Origin of the sequence: Microbacterium marinilacus (assembly GCF_019753765.1) — a bacterium.
Classification (GTDB): Bacteria; Actinomycetota; Actinomycetes; order Actinomycetales; family Microbacteriaceae; genus Microbacterium; species Microbacterium marinilacus.
This window is the reverse complement of the sequence record NZ_JAIJZW010000002.1, coordinates 290,663-311,617: the sequence shown is the minus strand read 5'-3', so window position 1 is coordinate 311,617 and position 20,955 is coordinate 290,663. Positions and strand designations below refer to the sequence as shown.

Here is a 20,955-nt window from a genome sequence, read left to right as displayed (position 1 = left end):
ATACGGTGAGGCCATGGACACGCACGACTACGGTGCCGCCGTGCGCCGGATCCTCGCCGCCGGCTCGGAGAAGACCGCCGAACGACTCGCACGCTTCGACGAAACGGCGCGCGGCGCAGGCGAGGGTGTGGACGGCATCGTCGTCGACGTGTTCCTCGATCAGGACGGCGAGGGCCCGTTCGACGTCTGGGCGCGCTTCGAGGGCCGCGAGGCCTTCGCCCTCGACCGTCGCTTCGACGACGACCGCCACCTCTTCGAGGTGGTCTGGACGGAGACCGGCTGGGAGCCCGACGTGCCGTCTCGACCGCACGGGTGGTCGCACGAGGACCTGGAGGACGCCGTGGTCGAGGCCGTCACCGCGTGGATCGAGCCGCTGATCCCGACCGGATCGCCCGACGGGTTCTGGCGCATCGGGGCCGCCGGGTTCGACTGAGCAGGCCCGCGACCGGCGAAGAGGGCACGAGCCGCCGCGCCGTCGGAAACAGAAAACCCCCGGATCGACCGGGGGTTTTCTTGAAGCTGGGGTACCTGGACTCGAACCAAGAACAACTGAACCAGAATCAGCCGTGTTGCCAATTACACCATACCCCAATGGCTACCGGCCGAAGCCGTACCGAGGGTCTAGCTTACCCGACTCCTCGGGACGGTCCAAACCGGGCCCCGCACCATGGCGTGTCGCCCTATGCGGTCAGCCGCTCGACGAGCGCGGCCAGGCGGCGCAGGGTCGCGTCCTTGCCGAGCAGCTCCATCGACTCGAACAGGGGCGGCGACACGCGCCTGCCGGAGACGGCGACGCGCGGCGGGCCGTAGGCGACCCGCGGCTTGAGGCCGAGGCCGTCGATCAGCGCGGTCGAGAGCGCCGCCTGGACGCCCTCGGCGCGGAACTCGTCGGCGGGCACGAGCTGCAGCGCCGCGACGCATGCGTTCAGCACCTCGGCCGCGTTGTCCGGCAGAGCCCCGACCGCGTCGTCGTCGTACGACACGTCGTCGGCGAACAGGAAGCCGAGCAGGCCGGGGGCATCCCCGAGCAGCGGGAGGCGCTCCTGGATGAGCGGCGCCGCCGCCGCGATCAGGGTGCGTTGCGCGTCGGTGGGCTCCTCCCCCACGACGCCGGCCTTCGCGAGGTACGGGACGATGCGCGCGGCGAAGTCGTCCGGGGCGAGCATGCGGATGTGGTCGCCGTTGATCGACTCGGCCTTCTTCTGGTCGAAGCGGGCGGGGTTCGGGTTCACGTCGGCGATGTCGAAGGCCGCGACGAACTCGTCGAGCGAGAAGATGTCGCGGTCGGGGCCGATCGACCATCCCAGCAGCGCGAGGTAGTTGAGCAGCCCCTCAGGGATGAAGCCGCGGTCGCGGTGCAGGAAGAGGTCGGCGCGCGGGTCGCGCTTCGACAGCTTCTTGGTGCCGTCGCCGAGCACCAGCGGCATGTGGCCGAACCGGGGCACGAACGAGGCGATGCCCGCGTCGACCAGTGCCGCGTACAGCACGAGCTGGCGCGCGGTCGACGGCATCAGGTCCTCCCCGCGCAGCACGTGCGTGATGCCCATGAGCGCGTCGTCGACCGGGTTCACGAACGTGTACAGCGGCGCGCCGTTCGGGCGCACGATCACGAAGTCGGGGAACGACCCGGCGGGGAACGTGACCTCGCCACGGATCAGGTCGACGTAGGTGATGTCCTCGTCGGGCACCCGGAGGCGCAGCGCCGGCTGGCGCCCCTCGGCGCGGAAGGCGGCTTTCTGCTCGTCCGTGAGGTCGCGGTCGAAGTTGTCGTAACCGAGCTGCTTGGCGCGGCCGCTCGCCTCGTTGCGGGCGTCGATCTCCTCGCCCGTCGAGAAGCTCTCGTACACGGCTCCCGATGCCTTCAGCTTCTCGAGCACCTCGAGGTACAGCTCGGTGCGCTGGGACTGCCGGTACGGCGCGTGCGGGCCGCCCACCTCGACGCCCTCGTCCCAGTCGATGTGCAGCCAGCGCAGCGCATCGAGCAGCTGCTGATAGCTCTCCTCGCTGTCGCGCGCGGCGTCCGTGTCCTCGATCCGGAACACGAGCTTGCCGCCGTGGTGGCGCGCATAGCCCCAGTTGAACAGCGCGGTTCGGATCAGGCCGACGTGCGGCAGGCCGGTCGGCGAGGGGCAGAACCGCACGCGCACGTCGGCGCCGGTCGCGGTCGTGGTGCGGGGATCAGGTGCAGAAGACATCCACACCAGCTTAGTTGCCGGCGCCGCGCGCCACCGGCGCCGGGGTCAGCGCCGGCCGAGCGGCGACAGCAGCGTCGTGGCCGCGACCAGCACCAGCGCGAACAGCGCCAGCACGCCGTACCCGAACGCGCCGAGCACCAGACCGGCCAGCACGGCGCCCACGGCCGCCGAGGCGGTCATGGCGGTGTCGCTGAGGCCCTGGCGGCGCGGCCGCAGCGCGAGCGGCGTGCTCTCGGTCAGCAGTGCGGACCCCGCCACGGTCGCCGCGCTCCAGCCCAGCCCAAGCAGGAACAGCGCGACCACGACCGCCACCTGGGCGTCGGGCCACGCGGCGGCGACGAGGAGCGAGACCGCCAGCAGCCCCTGGCCCACGAGCACGGTGGGGACGCGCCCGATCCGGTCGGCGAGATAGCCGAACAGCGGCGATGCGCCGTACATCCCGAAGACGTGCAGCGCGATGGTCATGCCCACCAGCAGCGTCACGGCCGTCGGGTCGGCGTGGTCGCCGTGCCCCGCCGGACCGCCGACGGCGAGATGCGACAGGTGCACGGGCGTCATCGCCATGACCGACGCCATCACGACGTGCGACGCCGCGACCGCGAACATCGCGTAGCGCGCCGCGACGGGGCGGTCCGCGTCGACACCGGCAGCCCTCACCCTCGTCGACGCCCGCTCGATGCGCTGGGCGAGGACGAGCGGATCCGGCCGCAGGGCGACGAGATACAGGGCGAGCGCGGCCGCCTGGGCCACGATCGAGAACAGGTAGGCGCCGGTGAGCGGCGGCATGCCGATGGCTCCGCCGAGGATCTCCCCCGGCGTGATCATCAGCGGCCCGAGCACCCCGCCGACCGTCGTCGCCCACACCACGGTGCCGAGGTCGCGCCCGCGACGCGCCGGCGCGGCGAGGTCGGTCGCCGCGAAGCGCGACTGCAGGTTGCCCGCGTTCCCCGCCCCGATCAGGACGACGCCGACCAGCAGCAGCGGGAACGAGCGCACGGCCGCCGCGGTGATCACGACGGCGATGCCGATCAGCGCGAAGACGTTGCCGAGCGTGAGCGCGAAGCGGCGCCCCCGCGCACCGGCAAGGCGTGCGAGCGGGATCGCGCACAGGGCCGCGCCGAGCGTCACCGACGCGGTGGCGAAGCCCGACAGCGACTCCTGCCCCGAGAGATCGGCGGCCAGCAGGGCTCCGAGAGACACCGTCGCGCCGAACGACACGCCGCCCAGCACCTGGCCCGCCGCCAGCACGCGGACGGTGCGCGACTGGATCCGCGCGACCTCCTCGATCGCCGGGGCGGCGGGTTCCGCGGTCACGCCGTCAGCGCGTCGCGCGCCGTGTTGCGCAGCACGCCGAGGCCGGGGATCTCGACCTCCACCGTGTCGCCCGCCTGGAACGGCCCGACGCCGGCCGGAGTGCCCGTGAGCAGCACGTCCCCCGGGAGGAGGGTGAACGCCGCCGAGGCGTACTCCAGCAGGAACGGGATGTCGAAGATCATGTCGCTGAACGGCGCCTGCTGCTTCACCTCGCCGTTGAGCCGCGTGATGACCTCGCCCTTCGTGTAGTCGAAGTCCGTCTCGATCGCGGGGCCGAGGGGGCAGAACGTGTCGAAGCCCTTCGCCCGCGCCCACTGCCCGTCGGGCTTCTGCAGGTCGCGCGCGGTCACGTCGTTGGCGATCGTGTAGCCGAACACGTAGTCGAGCGCGTCCTCCGCCTTGACGTTCTTGGCGATGCGGCCGATCACGACGGCGAGCTCGCCCTCCCACTGGGTGTCCTGCGTCTGCGGCGGGCGCACGATCGAGTCGCCGGGTCCGATCACCGACGTGTTCGGCTTGAAGAACAGCAGCGGCTGCTTCGGCACGTCGTTGCCGAGCTCCGCCGCGTGGTCCCGGTAGTTGCGCCCGACGCACACGACCTTGGAGCGCGGGATGACCGGGGCCAGCAGGGCCGCATCCGACAGCGGCACGCGCTCACCACTGGTGTCGAAGCCCGCGAACATCGGATCCCCCGCCAGCACGACCAGATCGGTGCCGTCGAGTATGCCGTAGCGGATGGTGTCGTTGTGGCTGAAGCGAGCGATCTTCACCGCTTCAGCCTACAGACGACGACGTCTCGCCTCCGGGCATGCCCGCCGCCCGATGGCGGCCGCGAGGACCAGGTCTCGGTTCGGCAGGGTTCGACGCCCTGATCCCCTGCCGAACGGAGACATGTGATCGCGTCAGGCGTCGAGCCGGTGCAGCCAGCCGCGGGTGTCCTCGCGGCGGCCCGTCTGGATGTCGGTGAGCTCCTCGCGCAGCGACAGGGCGAGCTCGCCGATCGGCTGCTCGTCCTCGAAGCCGGCGGCCTTGAGCGCGCCGATCGGCGTGATCACCGCGGCGGTGCCGCACGCGAACACCTCCGTGATGTCGCCCGAGGCGACGCCCTCGCGCCACTCGGCGAGCGACACCGCGCGCTGCTCGACCGTGAGACCGCGGTCGCGCGCGAGCTCGAGGATCGAGTTGCGCGTGATGCCGTCGAGGATGCTGTCGGACGACGGAGTGAGGAGCGTGCCGTCCTTCTTCACGAACAGGATGTTCATGCCGCCGAGCTCCTCGATGTTGCCGTCGGAGTCGAGGAAGACGACCTGGTCGCAGCCCTGCTCGTAGGCCTCGGCCTGCGGCAGCAGGCTCGCGGCGTAGTTGCCGCCGGTCTTCGCCGCGCCCGTGCCGCCCTTCGCCGCGCGCTGGTACGTCTCGGACAGCCAGATCTTCACCGGCTTCACGCCGCCCGTGAAGTACGAACCGGCCGGGCTGGCGATCAGGTAGTAGGCGACCTTGTTCGCGGGGCGCACGCCGAGGAACGCCTCCTTGGCGAACATGAAGGGACGCAGGTAGAGGCTCTGGTCCTCGCCGGACGGCACCCAGCCGCCGTCGACCGCGATCAGCTCGTGCAGCGACTGCAGGAAGTACGACGTCGGCAGCTCCGGCAGCGCCAGGCGGCGGGCGCTGCGCTGCAGGCGCAGGGCGTTCTGCTCGGGACGGAACGTGTAGATCCCGCCGTCCGCGTGACGGTACGCCTTGATGCCCTCGAAGATCTCCTGGCCGTAGTGCAGCACGGCGGCGGCCGGGTCGAGGCTGATCGGACCGTAGGGCTGCACGCGCGGGCGATGCCACCCGCCGCGGGCCGACCAGCAGACGTCGACCATGTGGTCGGTGAAGTGCGTGCCGAAGCCCGGGTCTCGCAGGATCTCTTCGCGGACGGCCGGCGACTTCGCGGCCAGGTTCTTCGTGACGGCGAACTCGAGCGGGGCGAGGGCTGCGTCGGGCTCGGAGAGCGTGGTGTCGGTCATGTCGTGTCCTGTCTCGGGTTCCGGCAGACGAGGGGCTGCGCCCAGGCTACGCCTGCAGACGGGCGGCGATCGCGTCGCCGACCTGTGCCGTGGTGCGGGGCTCGGCGCCCCGCTCGCTGATGTCGTCCTCGATCGCGCGTGAGACGCGATCCGCCTCGTCGCGCAGCCCGAGATGGTCGAGCAGCAGCGCGATGGATCCGATGGCCGCCGTGGGGTCGGCGGTTCCCGTGCCGGCGATGTCCGGCGCCGAGCCGTGCACGGGCTCGAACATCGACGGGTGCTCGCCGCTGGGGTTGATGTTCCCGGAGGCCGCGAGCCCGATCCCGCCTGTGACGGCGCCGGCCAGGTCGGTGAGGATGTCGCCGAAGAGGTTGTCGGTGACGATCACGTCGAAGCGACCCGGGTTCGTGACCAGGAAGATCGTGGCCGCGTCGACGTGCAGATAGTCTACGGCGACGTCGGGATGTCCAATCGCCACCTCCTGGACCGTGCGCTGCCACAGCGATCCGGCATTCACCAGCACGTTGGTCTTGTGCACGAGCGTGAGCCGCTTCGAGCGGCGCTCGGCGAGCTCGAACGCGAACCGCACGACGCGCTCCACGCCGTAGGCGGTGTTCACGCTGGTCTCGTTCGCGACCTCGTGCGGCGTGCCGCGGCGGATCGATCCGCCGTTGCCGACGTACGGCCCCTCGGTCCCCTCGCGCACGACGACGAAGTCGATGTCGCCCGGGTCCGCGAGCGGACCGGGCTGGCCGGGGTACAGCTTGGAGGGGCGCAGGTTGACGTAGTGGTCGAGCTCGAAGCGCAGCTTCAGCAGCAGGCCGCGCTCGATGTTGGCGTCCTTGAGACGCGGGTCGCCGGGCACGCCGCCCACCGCGCCCAGGACGATCGCGTCGTGCGACTTGATCGCGGCCAGATCGTCGTCGGTCAGCGTGTCGCCGGTCTCGAGGTAGCGCCCCGCGCCCAGCGAGAACCGGGTCTTGTCGAAGACGACGTCCGAGCCGGCGGTCGCCGCGTCGAGCACCTTCTCGGCCTCGGCGACGACCTCGGGGCCGATGCCGTCTCCCGGGATCACTGCCAGCTTCACGGTCCGCGTCATCGACTCTCCTTCTGCTCGGGCCGGGGGCACCGGATCTGCTCGCACCGGAGGCACCGGCGCCGGCACGGGAGGGACGACGTCACGCGCCTTCCCGGCGCCTGTCCAGCGTAGTGGCCGCGACGATGCCCGCGACGACCACGAGCGCCGCGCCGATGAGGGACGTCATGACGACCCCGCCGTCGAAGGCGACCGCGGCCGCCTCACGCAGCGCCTCCCCCACGGTGCCGCCCGCCTGGTCGGCGACGTGCATCGCGGCGGCGAGCGTCTCCCGTGCGGCCTCCGCGCCCTCGGCGGGGATGCCGGACGGCACCACGAGGTTCGCGCGGTACCACCAGGTCAGGATGCCGCCCAGGATGGACGTGCCGAGCACGGCCCCGAGCTCGTACGCGGTCTCGGACACGGCACTCGCGGCGCCGGCCTTCTCGGGCGGTGCGTTCGTCAGCACGAGGTCCGTCGACACCGTCTCGGCCGCCCCGATGCCCATGCCCAGCACGGCGAACGCGACGATGAGCACCCCGAGGTCGTGGGCGCCGCCCCACGCCACCAGCAGGTAGCCGGCGACCGACAGCACGAGGGCCGACGGGATCACCACGCGCGCCGCCACGCGCCGCGCGATCGGGACGACCCCGATCCCGGCGACGATCATCGCCGCCATGCCCGGCACCAGCACGAGGCCCGCCTGCACGGGGCTCAGCCCCACGATCAGCTGCAGGTGCTGCGCACCGAAGTACAGGAAGCCGACGAGGGCGGTGACGCTCAGCAGGTTGACCAGGATCGCGCCGGTGAAGCCCATCCGCTGGAACAGCGCCATGTCGAGCATCGGCACCGCCAGCCGGCGCTGCCGACGGACGAAGAGCCAGCCGAAGACGCCTCCGACGATGAACAGCACGAGCGACGGGCCGCCGAGCCCTGCGACCGCGAGCTCCTTGATCCCGTAGACGACGGGCACGGTGGCGGCCATCGACAGCAGGACGCTCACGAGGTCGAGCGGGCCCGGTCGCGGGTCTCGGCTCTCCGGAACCACGAGCGGCACGAGGACGAGCATGGGGATGAGCATCGGGATCGCCAGCAGGAAGACCGCGCCCCACCAGAAGTGCTCGAGGATCACGCCGCCGACGATCGGGCCCAGTGCGGCGCCCGCCGAGAACATCGTCGCCCACACGGCGAGGGCGAGACGCCGCTCGTCACGGTGCGTGAAGATGCTGCGCAGCAGCGACAGCGTGGAGGGCATGAGCAGGGCGCCGAAGACGCCCAGCGCCGCGCGCGCGGCGATCAGAAGCTCGGCGCTGGGCGCGAACGCCGCGAGCGTCGACACCACGGCGAACCCGGTGGCCCCGATGAGCAGCATGCGGCGCCGCCCGAACCGGTCGCCGAGCGACCCGGCGGTGACGAGCAGCCCGGCGAGCACCAGGGAGTACGCGTCGATGATCCAGAGCTGCTCGACACCGGTCGGCTCGAGATCGGCCGAGATCCCCGGCAGGGCGAAGCTCAGCACGGTGTTGTCGACCGAGACCAGGAGCACGGGCAGCATCAGGGCGACGAGCGCCACCCAGCCGCGCCATCCGGCCTTGCGTCCGGTCTGCTCGATCGTCGTCGCGTGCGACATGGTGCTCCTCGCTCCACTCATTACTGTACCGTCTGGTTGGTATAGTAACTGCTCAAGATGGGCAGATGCCGGGCATGAGAGGCTGATCCGATGAGCCGACCGCCGCGCGCACGCGACAAGGTGCTGGACGCGTTCGAGACGATCCTGATCGCCGAGGGCGACCGCGCCGCGACGATCGAGGCCGTCGCCGCCGCGGCGGGCGTCTCGAAGGGCGGGCTGCTGTACCACTTCGCCTCGAAGGACGACCTCGAGCGCGCGCTGGTCGACCGCCTCGACGCGCTGGCGGAGGAGGACGTGGAGCGCGGCCGCTCCGCCCCCGACGGCACGATCTCGTACTACCTGCGCAGCTCGGGCGAGAGCGACACCCCGTTCGACCGCGCGATCGTCGCGGTCGCGCGGCTCGCGCACGGCGGCCACCCCGCCGCCGCCGACGCCCTTCGCGCGGTGCGGGAGCGGTGGGAGGACCTCCTGCGCCCCCACACGCGCGACGCCGCCGCGCTCGACCTCGTGATGCTCGTCGGCGACGGCCTGTACCTCAACGCCGCGCTCGACGGCGGCGGCGTCCCCGGCCCGCTTCCGACCGGGGACGACCTCGCCGCGCTCATCCGGCTCGTGGAGGACGCGGCGGGCTGATCGCCCGCCGACGGGGATCAGTCCTCGGCGATCTCGATCTGCGTGACCAGCGTCGCGTCGACGTCGCGCGCGATCTCGTCGAGCACCTCGTCGGGCACGCGCTGGTCGACGGTCACGATGCTGAGCGCCAGCCCGGCCTGCTCGTGGGCCACCTGCATGCCCTCGATGTTGATGCCGGCGGCGCCGAACTTCTGACCGTAGATCGCGACGACCCCGGGGCCGTCCTTGTAGATCAGCACGACGTGGTGCCGGTCGATCGGCACCTCGATCTCGTACGTGTTGATGCCGACGATCTTCTGCACCATCCGCGTGCCGGCGAGCGTGCCCGCCACGCTCAGCACGCTGCCGTCCGCGAGCGTGCCGCGCAGGATCGTGATGTTGCGGTACTCGGGGCTCTCCTGCTCGACCGTCATGCGCGTCTCGATGCCGCGCTGCTCGGCGAACAGCGGCGCGTTCACGTATGACACCGTCTCGCTGACGACGTTCGACAGGATCCCCTTGAGGGCGGCGAGACGGTAGACGCTGACGTCGTAGGCCGCGAGCTCGCCGCGCACCTCGATGTCGAGGCTCGTGACCGCGCTCTTGGCGAGGCCGCTGAACACCTGGCCGAGCTTCTCGACCAGCGCGATGCCGGGGCGCACGAACGGGTCGATCACGCCGCCCGCGACGTTCACGGCGTCGGGCACGAGGTCGCCCTCGAGCGCCAGCTTGACCGACCTCGCGACCGAGACGCCCGCCTTCTCCTGGGCCTCCTCCGTGGCCGCCCCGAGGTGCGGCGTCGCCACGACGTTCGGCAGGCCGGTGAGCCGCGTGTCGGCCGGCGGCTCGCTCGAGAACACGTCGAGGCCGGCGCCGGCGATCTCGCCGTCCTTCAGCGCCTGCTCCAGCGCGGCTTCGTCGATCAGGCCGCCACGGGCGACGTTCACGACGTACGCCGTCGGCTTCATCCGCTGCAGCTGCGGGGTCGAGATCATGCCGGTCGTCTCAGGCGTCTTCGGCATGTGGATCGTGACGAAGTCGCTCTGCGCGAGCAGCTCGTCGAGCGTCGCGAGCTCGACCCCGAGCTGCTGCGCGCGCTGCGGGGTGACGTACGGGTCGAAGGCGACCACGCGCATCCCGAACGCCTGCATGCGGGCGGCGACGAGCGCGCCGATGCGGCCGAGGCCGATCACGCCGAGAGTCTTCTCGTACAGCTCGACGCCGGTGAACGCGCTGCGCTTCCACTCGCCGGCGGCGATCGAGGCCGCCGCCTTCGGCACGCGGCGAGCCAGGCTCAGGATGTGGCCGCACGTGAGCTCGGCGGCCGAGATGATGTTGGACGTCGGCGCGTTCACGACCATCACACCGGCGGTCGTGGCGGCCTTGATGTCGACGTTGTCGAGGCCGACGCCGGCGCGGGCGATCACCTTCAGCTGCGGGGCGCGGCCGATCGCCTCCTCGTCCATCTTCGTGGCCGACCGGATCAGGACGGCGTGGGCGTCCGCCAGCGCCGCGAACAGGGCCGCGCGGTCGGTTCCGTCCACCGTGCGAACATCGAAGTCGGGGCCGAGCGCCTCGATCGTTGCGGGAGAGAGTTCTTCGGCGAGGAGGACGACGGGCTTCGGCACGGATGAGATCCTTCGGTGCGTGCGCATGGGGGTCGCGCAGGGTGTGGGGATTGTCGTCGCGCCGCACGCCACGTGGTCGCCCCGTCAGGGGCGGGCCCTCCATCGGACCGGGGCGCGATCGTCACGGCCACTCTATCGGAGGCGCCGCGGCGCTCCCGACCGACGCGGGGTGTCGCGCGGATGCCGACCGATCCGTCGGCGGGACGACGACGATCGCGGGTTCGTCAGCCCAGCATGCGGTCGGGCGTGACGTACGCCAGCACGTCCAGCCAGAACACCGCGACGAGCGCCAGGCCCGCCAGCAGGAACAGCGTCAGGGTGAGCGGGCCGCGGCGCCTGCCGAGCGAGAAGGCGAGGGCGAACACCGCGATCGGCATCGCCACGGCGAGGATCCACACGATCCAGCCCATCGCCGACAGCGAGAGCCCCGCGGCGCCCGCGGCCTGGATCCACTGCACGAGGTAGCTGATCGCGGTCCACACCGCGTAGGCGAACAGCAGCCCGAAGACGCCCGAGATGGTCGCGACGATCCACGTCGGCGTGGTCCGGGCGGCGCGCACGGTCTTCTCCTCGGTCACAGTCCCACGGCTCCCAGCATCACGAACGGCCACGGCACGAGCAGCAGGACGCCCAGCACGAGGCCCGCGAACCGCTGCCAGCTCGGCTTGCCGCGGGTGACGTAGAGCGTGACGGCGAACCAGATCACGGGTGCGAGGATGCCCAGCCACAGCGCCGCCTCGCTCATCGCGTCGGCGACCCCGGCTCCGCCGGTGAGCTGCTCGCGCAGCCGGAGGCCGCCGAGGATCCAGCCCACGACGTACAGCGTGTAGACGCCGCCGAGCACACCGAAGCAGATGAGCGCGACGTTGCCCATCGGGGCGGGCCCACTGCCGGCCTCGTCCTCGCCCTCGCCCGTCGTCTTTGCGGCCGGCGGAGTCTCGTCCGACTCGCCGGAGGCCGCGACGACCTCGCCGCTCCCCCGCCCGACGGCGCGCCAGCCGCGAGGCAGCGACTCCGACGGCTCGGGCCGCCGCTGCGTGGACCGCTCGGGCGTGCGTTCCGCCGCACGTCCGTCGCCCGCCACCAGGGTCGAGTCGTCGTCGCCGTCCCAGGACAGCGCGTCGTCGTCGCGCGAGCTCATGTCGGTCAGCCTATCGACCCGGGCGTCGGGCGTTCGACCCGCCGTGTCGGGCGGCACCCGGCACCGGCGCGGCCGTGCGCGATCAGTCCTCGATCTTGCGCTTGCGCCAGCGAATGCCGGCGTTGATCAGTCCCTCGAGGTCGCCGTCGAACACGCTGGCCGGGTTGCCGACCTCGTATCCGGTCCGCAGGTCCTTCACAAGCTGCTGACCGTAGAGGAAGTACGAGCGCATCTGGTCGCCCCAGCTGGCCGTGATGGTGCCGGCGAGCTCCTTCTTCTTTGCCGCTTCCTCCTCCTTCTGCAGCAGCAGCAGGCGGGTCTGCAGCACGCGCATCGCCGCGGCGCGGTTCTGGATCTGCGACTTCTCGTTCTGCATCGACACGACGATGCCGGTCGGGAGGTGGGTCAGGCGCACGGCCGAGTCGGTCGTGTTGACGGACTGGCCGCCGGGGCCGGACGACCGGAACACGTCGACGCGCAGGTCGTTCTCGGGGATCTCGACCTCCTGCGCCTCCTCCATCACCGGGATGACCTCGACGGCGGCGAAGCTCGTCTGGCGCTTGTCCGCCGAGCCGAAGGGGCTGATGCGGGCGAGGCGGTGCGTGCCGGCCTCGACGGAGAGGATGCCGTAGGCGTACGGCGCGTCGATCTCGAAGGTCGTGGACTTGATGCCCGCGCCCTCGGCGTACGAGGTGTCGAGCACCTTCACCGGGTACTTGTTGCGCTCGGCGTAGCGCAGATACATGCGCATGAGCATCTCGGCGAAGTCGGTGGCGTCGTCGCCGCCCGCGCCCGAGCGGATCGTCACGACCGCGCCGCGATCGTCGTACTCGCCGTCGAGCAGGGTCTTGACCTCGAGGTCGCCGATGACCTTCTCGAGGTCGGTGATCTCCTTGCGCGCCTCGGCGACCGAGTCCTCGTCGCCCATCTCGTTGGCGAGCTCCACCAGCACCTCGAGGTCGTCGAGGCGGCGCTCGATCCCCTCGACACGCGTCAGCGACGCCTGCGCGTGGCTGAGCGCGCTGGTCACCTTCTGGGCGTTCGCGGTGTCGTCCCACAGGCCGGGGGCGGCCGCCTCGTCCTCGAGGCGCGCGATCTCGGCGCGCACGGCGTCGACGTCGACGACCTCTCGGATGTTCGCGAACGTGGAGCGCAGCGCCTGGATCTCGGCGGAAGGATCGTATTCAAGCATGACGCCCCAGCCTATCGCGGGCCGGGTCGGCGTCGTGCGTCCCACCTTCGGCTGTGCGCTCCCCCACCGTTCGGGCCCGTCGCTCCCACCTGCCGAGAGCGGGCACGTCGGTCACCGCCGGTGAGATCCGCGGCGGTCTGAACTGATCCACGCCGATCTGCCCGTTCTCCGGGCGACGACCGAGCCGCGCTCCGCCCAGGGGCGGCGGGCGCCGGGGGTAGCGTGGGGAGCGATGACAGGAGACACCGGCCCGGGCGGCGGCACAGCCGCGGAGGCGATCCGTCGCTACGCGCCGATGGTCTACGGCCCCACCGCTCTGTACTCGTTGGGGCAGGGCGCGATCCTGCCGCTGCTGCCGATCATCGCGCAAGAGCTCGGCGCCGACCTGGCGACCGCGGCCCTCGTCACGGCGATGATCGTGGTGGGCCAGCTGTGCGGAAACCTGCCGGCCGGATGGCTCGTCTCGCGGCTCGGCGAGCGCTACACGATGACCGCGGCGTCCGTCGTGTCGCTCGTCGGCATCGCGGGCATGCTGCTCTCACGGCATCTCGGCGTGCTGATGGCGTCGACCTTCGTCATCGGGCTGTGCGCGGCGGCCTTCGCCCTCGCCCGACACACGTTCATGACCACGCGCGTGCCGCTGGCGTACCGCGCTCGGTCTCTGTCGCTGCTCGGCGGCTCCTTCCGGCTCGGCGCGTTCACGGGCCCGTTCGTCTCGGCGGGCCTCCTCGCCCTGTTCGGGCGCGAACAGGCCAGCATCTGGTTCTTCGGCGCGTGCCTGGTGCTCGTCGGGCTGCTCGTCACCTTCGGCCCCGACCCCGAGCAGAAGGCCGCGCAGGCGGCCCGTGCGGAGCGGGCGGCGGCCCGCGAGTCGATCGATCACGACTCGGCGCCGTCCGAGGACACCGGCGAGGCCGTGACAGGGTCGATCCCGATCACGGAACGGATCGGGATGTTCGGCACGATCTGGCGGCATCGTGCGGTACTGTCGCGGCTCGGCGTGGCGGCTGCCTCGCTGTCGTTCCTGCGCGCGTCCCGCCCCGCGCTCCTGCCGCTGTGGGGCCTGTCCATCGGTCTCGACTCGTCGTCGATCGCGCTGATCGTCGGCATCGCCGGCGCGCTGGAGTTCGCGCTGTTCTACGCCAGCGGCCAGGTGATGGACCGCTTCGGCCGGCTGTGGGCGTCTGTGCCGTCGCTGCTGCTGATGGGCGGGGCGATGATCGCGATGTCCTTCACCCACGACCTGCCGTCGGCGGCGATGTGGTTCGGAGTGTTCGCCCTCGTGATCGCGGTCGGCAATGGCCTGTCGAGCGGCATCCTCCTGACGCTCGGCGCCGACGTCGCCCCCAAGCAGAACCCGGCCGCCTTCCTGGGGGCCTGGCGGACGCTCACCGACGCGGGCGGGGCGCTGAGCCCGCTGATCGTGTCGGCCCTGACAGCGCTCGTCTCGCTGTCGGCGGGCACCGCCGTCATCGGCGCCGTCGGCCTGCTCGGCGCCATCGGCTTCATCCGCTGGGTGCCGCGGTTCGTGCCGTCGCCACGGCGAGACTGAGCATGCGCGTCAGTCCAACGCGTTGCGCACCGTCGCGGTCGCGCTGAGCGGCACGCCATCGGGCACGAAGGGTGCGAAGACCGGCGGCGCCCACGAGCCGGAGACGACGACCCGCACCGAGACGTCGTCGGAGGACGTCACCGAGGCGAGCGTCGCCTCCCCGGGTATCGCGTCGACCACCGCCTGGGCCTGCTCGCGCATGCGGTCCTGCTCGAGCCGCACGTGCGGGGTGCCGTCCTCGATCGTGAGCGCGAAGCCGTCGGCCGCGGCGAGCGCGGCGGCGTCCGCGAGGGCGTCGAGGCGCTTCTGCGAGAGGTAGAGCGATGTCGCGTTCGCGCAGACGAGGATCAACGCGATCGCGAGCACCGCGTACCCCAGCACGAGGGGCAGCACGCTGCCGTCCTCGTCCCCGACCGGGTCGGCGGACGGCGGACCCATGGGAGGCGTCGTCATCGGCTCTCCCAGTACTCCGAGACCTTCTGCACCGAGCTCGCCTGCACCGGCACCGTGGCGAGGCGATCGAGGCCCAGCACCGGCGGGATCAGCGGCAGGGTGACCTGAGTGCTCACGGTCACGATGACGGTGGCGCCGGCTGCGGGGCAGGATGTGACGGCGGGGACGCACGACACGTCGGCGTCGAACGCCTCGATGCCGTACTGGCGGGTCACCGATTCGAGGACGGCGTCCGGGTTCCCTGCATCCGGGCCGAGGGCGATGGCCCGCGCGGCTACTCGCGCGCTCGTCTCCGCCCCGAGCAGCCAGGACTGCACCTCGCCGAGGGCGATCACGAGGTACGCGAGCGGCACGAGCAGCAGCACCCCCGCGGTGAGGAACTCGAGAGCCGCAGACCCGGTGTCGTCCCCCGCGGACGCGCGCAGGCGGCCCCGGATCGTGCGGAGCGCCTCAGCGCAGCGTCTCGACGGGCGCACTGGCCTCCACCTCCAGGGCCGAGGGGATGCCGAGGAGCCCGACCACCGGCAGCGTCGTGCGCACCGCGACGGTGATCGAGGCCATGCCGCCGATGCTCTCGTGGGACGCGGAGATGTCATCGGCGTAGGCGGCGCCCACGGCGCGCACGATGATCTCCCGGGTGCGCTCGACGCCGTGCGCGGGAGTCGCGTCCGCGAGGGCGGCCTGATGGGCGCCCTCCACCGCGGCGTCGTGCACCACGTTTCGCACGTAGACCGCGAGACCGAGCTGGAGGACGGCCAGGGTGAGCACGGTGAGGAGGGCTCCGACGAGCACGAACTCCGCCGGGCCGGAGCCCCGCTCATGCTCCGCGCACTCCTCACCGGCGAAGGAGTGCGCCGTGAGGCTGCCCGCTCGCGGGCGGCAGGGCGAGCGGGTCACAGCCCCGAGACGCGCGAGATCGCCTGCTCGAACAGCCCGGACAGCGCCGGACCGGCGAGCGCCCAGATCAGCACGACGAGCCCCGCGGTCATCAAGGTGATCAGCACCCAGCCAGGCACGTCGCCTCGCTCGTCGTCGCAGAGCTCTCCCCACGCTGTGCGGGCTCGGCCGGCGATGGTCGTGATGGGTCGGTCCATTTCTCTTCCTCTCCTCTTGGTCCGTCTTGTCCGGGTCTCCGTCTTGTCCTGGTCTCCGTCTTGTCCTGTCACACGGGAAGACGCCGGCGGATCAGCCGATCCCGAGCCGCAGCATGAACACCCCCGGAAACACCGCGAAGACGACGCTGAGCGGCAGCAGGCCGAACACGAGCGGGAGGAGCATCAGGATCTCCTTGCGCCCGGCGGTCTCGATAAGCGTCCGCTTGGCCTCTTCTCGCGCGTCCGAGGCCTGCGCCTGCAGGGCCTGGGCGAGCGGCGCGCCGCGGTCGAGCGCCGCGACGATGTGCTCGACCGCCCGCGACAGACCGGGCACCCGCATGCGACGCGACATCGCGGCGAGCGCGTCGGGCAGGCTCACACCGGTGCCGACGTCCAGGACCACCTCGCGAAGCTCGGCGGTGAGCTCGCCCGAGCCGGCGCCGCCGACCCGGCGCAGGCTGTCGAGGATGCCCTCACCCGCGGCCAGGCACAGGGCGAGGAACTCCAGCACCGTCGGCAGTTCGTCGGCGATGCGGGCGGACCGGGCACGGGCGTGCGCCGTCAGTGTCGCGTCGCACAGCACCATCGCGCCCACGCCGCCGGCGAGCGGCAGCAGCAGGCTCGGGCTCGTGAAAGCCCCCGCCAGCGCGAGCACCACGACGGCGAGCGCCCCGGCGGCGGCGCCGGCGACTCCCCACGCCAGCTGCCGGGCACGGAAGAGGGCGGGGTCCGCGGGCCGGCCCGCCTGCGCCAGGCGGGTCATGAGTCCCTCCGACGTCCCGAGAACACGTGCTGCCCCTCGTGTCGCGCGCGCGAACACCACGGACCACTCGAGCGCGGCGCTTCCGGCGCGCCCGAGCAGGTTCCACGCCGTGGTGCCGGCCGGGTCGGTCGCCTCCCTGATGTAGGGCGCGATGCGGCGCGACAGCGAGGGCGCGCCGATGCGCGGCACCAGCACGAGGAGCAGGCACACGCCCGCGCCGAGCGAGCCGCCGAGCAGGACCGCGACAGCCGCATCCGTCGCCCAGGTCATGCGAACCACCGCCTGGCCTCCGGAAGCCTCCCGATCCGGATCATGACGCGGTAGGCCACGAGAGACACCGCCGCGCCGACGATCACCAGCACGATCCCCTCGGCGCTCGCGTACGCCTCGGTGCCTTCGGGGCGCAGCGCGAGCATCGCGAGGATCACCCACGGCGCCACCACGCCGAGCACCGCGGCGCCCTTCGTCCATGACTGCCGCGACTCCACCTCCGCGCGCAGCGTCGCGTCGGCTCGCACGGACGCGGACAGGGCGCGCAGCACGGGCACGAGCTCTGTGCCGCCGACCTGACGCGCCATGCGCAGCGTCTCGACGATCCGGTCGCCCATCGGGTCGGCCAGCGCAGCCTTCAGCCGATCGGCGCTGGAGTCGAAGTGTCCGGACGCCGCCATGTCGTGCTGGAATCCGGCGAACGCGGCGCGCAGGGCCGGCGGCGCCGACGCCGCGAGACTCGACAGGGAGTCCGGCAGCGACATCCCCGCCCTGACCGACGCGATGAGCAGGTCGCACACGTCGGGCCACAGCCCACGGCGCGCCCGGATCAGCCTGGACCCGCGGGAACGGAGCCACACGACGGGCGTCGCCGAGCCCGCTACGGCGCCGAGCGCGGCGAGCGTCGGCACCCCGGCCGCGAGCCACGCCACGGCACCGGCGGCGAGCGCGCACGCCGCGCAGGCGAGAACGACGACGCGTTCGGCGACGTGCGGGAAGCCCGCGGCGGCGAGGAGCCGGGAGATCCTCCCGGCACGCCGGTGCCGCCTGGGACGCGGAGGGTCGGCGCGGAGCGGCCAGAGCCAGGGCGAGAGGGTCAAGAGGAGCCCGCCGCCCAGCAGCACGCCCCACAGCGCGATCATGCGTGCGCTCCCCGCACGCGGCTTCCGGCCGGCCCCGGCTCGCGTGCGTCGTCTGCGCGGTGCAGTGTCCGCACCTCGGGCAGCTCGCCGACGACACGTCCCGTCGGCTCGACGATCTCGGCGACGCGACGGGTGCCGTCAGGGAGGCGCTCGCAGTGCACGACGAGATCCACGCTGGACGCGACCGCGTGAAGCACGAAGCCGCGGTCGATGTTGCGGCCGGCCAGCAACGGCAGCGCCGCGAGGCGGCCGAGCGCGTCGACGGCCGAGTTGGCGTGGATCGTCGCGGCGCCCGGCACGCCGGTGTTGAGTGCGAGCAGCAGGTCGAGCGCCTCGGCATCGCGAACCTCCCCGACGACGAGGCGATCGGGCCGCATGCGCAGAGCCTCTTTCACGAGTCGACGCAGCGTGATCTCCCCCGTGCCCTCGAGGCTCGGCTGACGTCCCTGCAGCGCGACGATGTCCGGCGCGTCCACGGACAGCTCGAACGTCTCCTCGACCGTGACGACGCGATGCGCGGGCGGCCCCGCCGCGACGAGGGCCGCGAGCATCGTCGTCTTGCCCGCGTGCGTCGCGCCGGACACCAGCACGCTGCGCCCCCTGCCGATCGCGAGGCGGAGGAGCGCGGCGGCCTCCGCGCTGAGCGAGCCCAGCTCGACCAGGTGCTCGAGTGAGCGGTGGGCGGGCAGGAACTTGCGGATGTTGACGGCCCAGTGGCGCCGCGCGATACCACCGATGACGACGTGCAGGCGCGAGCCGTCCGGCAGGGAGGCATCCACGAACGGCTGCGACAGGTCGACCCGGCGCCCCGTGGAGTGCAGCATGCGCTCGACCAGGTCGCGGACGCCCGCCTCGGTCAGCTCGACCGGCACGCGCTGCGAGACCCCGTCCCTCGCGACGAACACGCGGTCGGGCGCGTTGAGCCAGATCTCCTCGATCGCGGGGTCGTCGAGGTACGGCTGCAGCGGACCGTAGCCCGTGACCGCCGCCAGCACCTGGCGCACGTGCGCCGGCTCGTCGTCGATCGTCGCGGTGCCGCGGGCGAGCGCCACGTCGTTGTGGCGGCGCACCTCGGCGCGTGCGATCCGCTCGACGGCGTCCGGAGCGCCGGCCGGGTCGGTGCGATCCGCGCGCAACCGGTCGCGCACACGCTCGACGAGCGCCGCGGTGGCGGCTCCCCGATCCGGATGCGGCTGTCTCACCCGGTCATGATGGCAATCCGCCGATGGAACCCGCGGAAGTTATCCACAGCCGGATGGCCGGCTCCAGGACGGGGGCTATCCCCGGATCAGCGGCGTGTTTCGCACGTAGACTGAACCCACCCGCGGGAGTGGTGGAATCGGCAGACACGCAGGATTTAGGTTCCTGTGCCTCACGGCGTGTGGGTTCAAGTCCCACCTTCCGCACGGCTTTGTCCTCCCCCTACACCGCAGCAGCAGATACGAGACGGGACCCCCGGTGCGCTCCTTGGCCCTCATCCCCTGGCTCGACCCGCAGGCCATCATCGAGGCCGCGGGCCCATGGGCCCTCGCGGTCGTGTGCCTGATCGTGTTCTCCGAGACGGGACTGCTGGTCGGCTTCCTCCTGCCGGGAGACACGCTGCTCGTCATCTCGGGGCTGCTCACGCACACGAACGACGTGTTCGGCGTGAACATCTGGCTGGTGAGCGGGCTGATCGCCCTCGCGGCGTTCGTGGGCGGCGAGGTCGGCTACCTGATCGGGCACAAGGGCGGCCCCCGGGTGTTCGAACGCAAGGAGTCGGGGCTCTTCAGCACCAAGAACGTCGAACGCACCAACGCGTTCTTCGAGCGCTTCGGCGGCATCACGATCGTGCTGGCGCGCTTCGTGCCGGTCGTGCGCACCTTCGCGCCGGTGGCGGCGGGCGTCGGCCACATGCCGTGGCGCAAGTACAGCCTCTACAACCTCATCGGCGCCGTGCTGTGGGGCTTCGGCCTCACGATGATCGGTTACGTGATCGCCTACATCCCGTTCGTGCGTCACCTCGTGACCGAGTACATCGACCTGATCCTCATCGCCGCGGTCGCCGGCACCGCGCTCGTGACGCTGTGGCACTACTTCTCCGAGCGGCACAAGGCGCATCGGGACGCCGCACATCCTCCGGCCGAGCGGTTGGTGCTCGAGCCCGAGGTCTTCGAGCGCGGTGCAGACATCGACGGCGACGGCAAGCCCGACATCCGGTTCTAGCCCTTCCGGGCCGCGACCGGCGCGGGCGGGCGCCGCCTCAGGAGGCCTTCTTCGTCCTCTTGCGCTTCGGCTTCTCCCCGTCGCCCTTGTCCGCAGCGGCCTTCTCGTCGGTGTCGCCCTTCCCGCCTCGGGCGGCGCGCGAGCGCTCGACGCTCGCCCGGAGGGCCTCCATCAGGTCGATGACCTCACCGCCCTCGTCCTCCTGCTCGCCGAACGTCGCCTCCGTGTCGATGGCGTCGCCCTTGTCGAGCTTCGCGGCGATGAGGGTCCGCAGCTCCTGCTGGTACTCGTCGACGTACTGGTCCGGGTCGAAGTCGCTCGAGAAGCTGTCGACGAGGCTGGCCGACAGCTCGAGCTCCTTCGACGAGATCCTCACCTTCTCCTCCAGCGCCGGGAACGCGGCCTCGCGCACCTCGTCGGCCCACAGCAGCGTCTGCAGCATCAGCACGTCGCCGCGCACGCGCAGCGCCGCCAGCCGCGTCTTCTGGCGCAGCGAGAACCGCACGATCGCCGTGCGATCGGTGCTCTCGAGCGTGCGCCGCAGCAGCACGTACGCCTTCGGAGACGACGAGTCGGGCTCGAGGAAGTACGACCTGTCGAACGTGATGGGGTCGACCTGGTCGCTGGGGACGAACTCGACGACGTCGATCTCGCGGCTGCGCTCGGAGGGCAGCGACTTGAGGTCGTCGTCGGTCAGGACCACCGTGCGGTCGCCGTCGTCGTAGGCGCGGTCGATGTCCGCGTACGCGATCACCTGGCCGCACACCTCGCAGCGTCGCTGGTAGCGGATGCGGCCGCCGTCCTCGGAGTGCACCTGGTGCAGGCTGACGTCGTGGTCTTCCGTCGCCGCGTACACCTTCACCGGGACGTTCACGAGACCGAACGTGAGCGCGCCCTTCCAGATCGATCGCATGGGGCCAGTGAACACCAGCGCGTGCGGCTCGACCAGGGGCTTG

22 protein-coding genes and 2 tRNA genes are annotated in these 20,955 nt (G+C 71.8%); 5 read left to right on the top strand and 19 right to left on the bottom strand.

Features of this window, described 5'->3' with window-relative positions; translation table 11 throughout:
* Positions 1-13 precede the first annotated feature (13 nt).
* Complete coding sequence (locus K5S26_RS04920) at positions 14-433, top strand: DUF6389 family protein (RefSeq protein WP_221856526.1); 420 nt, start codon at positions 14-16, stop codon at positions 431-433.
* Between the two features lie 86 nt (positions 434-519).
* On the opposite strand, the gene K5S26_RS04915 is transcribed toward K5S26_RS04920, so the two are convergent.
* The 7 genes from K5S26_RS04915 to K5S26_RS04885 form a co-directional block, all read right to left on the bottom strand.
* Positions 520-591: transfer RNA gene (locus K5S26_RS04915), tRNA-Gln, on the bottom strand.
* A gap of 89 nt (positions 592-680) precedes the next feature.
* A complete protein-coding gene (gene gltX / locus K5S26_RS04910) occupies positions 681-2,195 on the bottom strand; it encodes a glutamate--tRNA ligase (RefSeq protein WP_221856524.1) in 1,515 nt (504 codons plus the stop codon).
* A gap of 45 nt (positions 2,196-2,240) precedes the next feature.
* Positions 2,241-3,509, bottom strand: a complete 1,269-nt coding sequence (locus tag K5S26_RS04905) for an MFS transporter (protein WP_221856522.1) — start codon at positions 3,507-3,509, stop codon at positions 2,241-2,243.
* A complete protein-coding gene (locus K5S26_RS04900) occupies positions 3,506-4,279 on the bottom strand; it encodes a fumarylacetoacetate hydrolase family protein (RefSeq protein WP_221856519.1) in 774 nt (257 codons plus the stop codon). The genes K5S26_RS04905 and K5S26_RS04900 overlap by 4 nt, the downstream gene beginning before the upstream one ends.
* A gap of 132 nt (positions 4,280-4,411) precedes the next feature.
* Positions 4,412-5,521 (bottom strand): branched-chain amino acid aminotransferase, encoded by a 1,110-nt coding sequence (locus K5S26_RS04895; protein WP_221856518.1) that lies wholly within the window; start codon positions 5,519-5,521, stop codon positions 4,412-4,414.
* Positions 5,522-5,567: 46 nt separating this feature from the next.
* The gene (locus K5S26_RS04890; RefSeq protein ID WP_221856516.1) at positions 5,568-6,620 is read right to left on the bottom strand and encodes a 3-isopropylmalate dehydrogenase; all 1,053 of its coding nucleotides are present in this window, start codon (positions 6,618-6,620) and stop codon (positions 5,568-5,570) included.
* A gap of 79 nt (positions 6,621-6,699) precedes the next feature.
* The gene (locus K5S26_RS04885) at positions 6,700-8,226 is read right to left on the bottom strand and encodes an MFS transporter (RefSeq protein ID WP_246603596.1); all 1,527 of its coding nucleotides are present in this window, start codon (positions 8,224-8,226) and stop codon (positions 6,700-6,702) included.
* Positions 8,227-8,316: 90 nt separating this feature from the next.
* On the opposite strand from K5S26_RS04885, the gene K5S26_RS04880 reads away from it, so the two are divergent.
* Positions 8,317-8,859 (top strand): TetR/AcrR family transcriptional regulator, encoded by a 543-nt coding sequence (locus K5S26_RS04880; RefSeq protein ID WP_221856511.1) that lies wholly within the window; start codon positions 8,317-8,319, stop codon positions 8,857-8,859.
* Positions 8,860-8,876: 17 nt separating this feature from the next.
* Here the strand turns inward: K5S26_RS04880 and serA are convergent, their stop codons facing one another.
* The 4 genes from serA to prfB form a co-directional block, all read right to left on the bottom strand.
* On the bottom strand, positions 8,877-10,466 hold the full coding sequence (serA, locus tag K5S26_RS04875; RefSeq protein WP_221856509.1) for a phosphoglycerate dehydrogenase: 1,590 nt from the start codon (positions 10,464-10,466) through the stop codon (positions 8,877-8,879).
* A 224-nt stretch (positions 10,467-10,690) separates the two neighbouring features.
* Positions 10,691-11,044 (bottom strand): bacitracin resistance protein, encoded by a 354-nt coding sequence (locus K5S26_RS04870; protein WP_308122764.1) that lies wholly within the window; start codon positions 11,042-11,044, stop codon positions 10,691-10,693.
* On the bottom strand, positions 11,041-11,607 hold the full coding sequence (locus K5S26_RS04865; RefSeq protein WP_221856507.1) for a DNA polymerase III subunit gamma/tau: 567 nt from the start codon (positions 11,605-11,607) through the stop codon (positions 11,041-11,043). The genes K5S26_RS04870 and K5S26_RS04865 overlap by 4 nt, the downstream gene beginning before the upstream one ends.
* Before the next feature lie 82 nt (positions 11,608-11,689).
* Entirely contained in the window at positions 11,690-12,799 is a 1,110-nt protein-coding gene (gene prfB / locus K5S26_RS04860) for a peptide chain release factor 2 (RefSeq protein WP_221856506.1), read from the bottom strand.
* 232 nt (positions 12,800-13,031) lie between these two features.
* Between prfB and K5S26_RS04855 the strand changes: the two genes are divergently transcribed.
* On the top strand, positions 13,032-14,351 hold the full coding sequence (locus tag K5S26_RS04855) for an MFS transporter (RefSeq protein ID WP_246603594.1): 1,320 nt from the start codon (positions 13,032-13,034) through the stop codon (positions 14,349-14,351).
* 9 nt (positions 14,352-14,360) lie between these two features.
* Here K5S26_RS04855 and K5S26_RS04850 read toward each other — a convergent pair whose 3' ends face one another.
* The 7 genes from K5S26_RS04850 to K5S26_RS04820 form a co-directional block, all read right to left on the bottom strand.
* Positions 14,361-14,804, bottom strand: coding sequence for a pilus assembly protein TadG-related protein (locus K5S26_RS04850; RefSeq protein WP_246603593.1), 444 nt, complete (start codon positions 14,802-14,804; stop codon positions 14,361-14,363).
* A complete protein-coding gene (locus tag K5S26_RS04845) occupies positions 14,801-15,280 on the bottom strand; it encodes a TadE family protein (RefSeq protein WP_308122762.1) in 480 nt (159 codons plus the stop codon). The genes K5S26_RS04850 and K5S26_RS04845 overlap by 4 nt, the downstream gene beginning before the upstream one ends.
* Positions 15,255-15,701 carry a TadE/TadG family type IV pilus assembly protein gene (locus K5S26_RS04840; protein WP_221856504.1) on the bottom strand — a complete coding sequence of 149 codons (447 nt, stop codon included), beginning with the start codon at positions 15,699-15,701 and terminating at the stop codon, positions 15,255-15,257. Before K5S26_RS04840 ends, K5S26_RS04845 begins: the two co-directional genes overlap by 26 nt.
* The gene (locus K5S26_RS04835; RefSeq protein WP_221856502.1) at positions 15,698-15,898 is read right to left on the bottom strand and encodes a hypothetical protein; all 201 of its coding nucleotides are present in this window, start codon (positions 15,896-15,898) and stop codon (positions 15,698-15,700) included. Before K5S26_RS04835 ends, K5S26_RS04840 begins: the two co-directional genes overlap by 4 nt.
* 91 nt (positions 15,899-15,989) lie before the next feature.
* On the bottom strand, positions 15,990-16,931 hold the full coding sequence (locus tag K5S26_RS04830) for a type II secretion system F family protein (protein WP_221856500.1): 942 nt from the start codon (positions 16,929-16,931) through the stop codon (positions 15,990-15,992).
* The gene (locus K5S26_RS04825) at positions 16,928-17,794 is read right to left on the bottom strand and encodes a type II secretion system F family protein (protein ID WP_221856498.1); all 867 of its coding nucleotides are present in this window, start codon (positions 17,792-17,794) and stop codon (positions 16,928-16,930) included. Before K5S26_RS04825 ends, K5S26_RS04830 begins: the two co-directional genes overlap by 4 nt.
* Complete coding sequence (locus K5S26_RS04820) at positions 17,791-18,996, bottom strand: TadA family conjugal transfer-associated ATPase (RefSeq protein WP_308122761.1); 1,206 nt, start codon at positions 18,994-18,996, stop codon at positions 17,791-17,793. The genes K5S26_RS04825 and K5S26_RS04820 overlap by 4 nt, the downstream gene beginning before the upstream one ends.
* Before the next feature lie 122 nt (positions 18,997-19,118).
* Here K5S26_RS04820 and K5S26_RS04815 point away from each other — a divergent pair.
* Both K5S26_RS04815 and K5S26_RS04810 read left to right on the top strand, forming a co-directional pair.
* Positions 19,119-19,200 (top strand) — tRNA-Leu (locus K5S26_RS04815).
* A 52-nt stretch (positions 19,201-19,252) separates the two neighbouring features.
* Entirely contained in the window at positions 19,253-19,999 is a 747-nt protein-coding gene (locus tag K5S26_RS04810; RefSeq protein WP_221856497.1) for a DedA family protein, read from the top strand.
* Positions 20,000-20,036: 37 nt separating this feature from the next.
* Here the strand turns inward: K5S26_RS04810 and ku are convergent, their stop codons facing one another.
* On the bottom strand, positions 20,037-20,912 hold the full coding sequence (ku, locus tag K5S26_RS04805; RefSeq protein ID WP_221856495.1) for a non-homologous end joining protein Ku: 876 nt from the start codon (positions 20,910-20,912) through the stop codon (positions 20,037-20,039).
* Positions 20,913-20,955: the final 43 nt, after the last annotated feature.

Excerpts from the sequence above, each read along its gene's own strand:
- ku (WP_221856495.1), bottom strand. The coding sequence starts at position 20,912 with ATGCGATCGATCTGGAAGGGCGCGCTCACGTTCGGTCTCGTGAACGTC.
- K5S26_RS04830 (WP_221856500.1), bottom strand. The coding sequence starts at position 16,931 with ATGACCTGGGCGACGGATGCGGCTGTCGCGGTCCTGCTCGGCGGCTCG.
- prfB (WP_221856506.1), bottom strand. The coding sequence starts at position 12,799 with ATGCTTGAATACGATCCTTCCGCCGAGATCCAGGCGCTGCGCTCCACG.
- K5S26_RS04920 (WP_221856526.1), top strand. The coding sequence starts at position 14 with ATGGACACGCACGACTACGGTGCCGCCGTGCGCCGGATCCTCGCCGCC.
- K5S26_RS04885 (WP_246603596.1), bottom strand. The coding sequence starts at position 8,226 with ATGTCGCACGCGACGACGATCGAGCAGACCGGACGCAAGGCCGGATGG.
- K5S26_RS04835 (WP_221856502.1), bottom strand. The coding sequence starts at position 15,898 with ATGGACCGACCCATCACGACCATCGCCGGCCGAGCCCGCACAGCGTGG.
- K5S26_RS04850 (WP_246603593.1), bottom strand. The coding sequence starts at position 14,804 with ATGACGACGCCTCCCATGGGTCCGCCGTCCGCCGACCCGGTCGGGGAC.
- K5S26_RS04825 (WP_221856498.1), bottom strand. The coding sequence starts at position 17,794 with ATGATCGCGCTGTGGGGCGTGCTGCTGGGCGGCGGGCTCCTCTTGACC.
- K5S26_RS04880 (WP_221856511.1), top strand. The coding sequence starts at position 8,317 with ATGAGCCGACCGCCGCGCGCACGCGACAAGGTGCTGGACGCGTTCGAG.
- K5S26_RS04895 (WP_221856518.1), bottom strand. The coding sequence starts at position 5,521 with ATGACCGACACCACGCTCTCCGAGCCCGACGCAGCCCTCGCCCCGCTC.
- gltX (WP_221856524.1), bottom strand. The coding sequence starts at position 2,195 with ATGTCTTCTGCACCTGATCCCCGCACCACGACCGCGACCGGCGCCGAC.
- K5S26_RS04865 (WP_221856507.1), bottom strand. The coding sequence starts at position 11,607 with ATGAGCTCGCGCGACGACGACGCGCTGTCCTGGGACGGCGACGACGAC.
- K5S26_RS04890 (WP_221856516.1), bottom strand. The coding sequence starts at position 6,620 with ATGACGCGGACCGTGAAGCTGGCAGTGATCCCGGGAGACGGCATCGGC.
- K5S26_RS04855 (WP_246603594.1), top strand. The coding sequence starts at position 13,032 with ATGACAGGAGACACCGGCCCGGGCGGCGGCACAGCCGCGGAGGCGATC.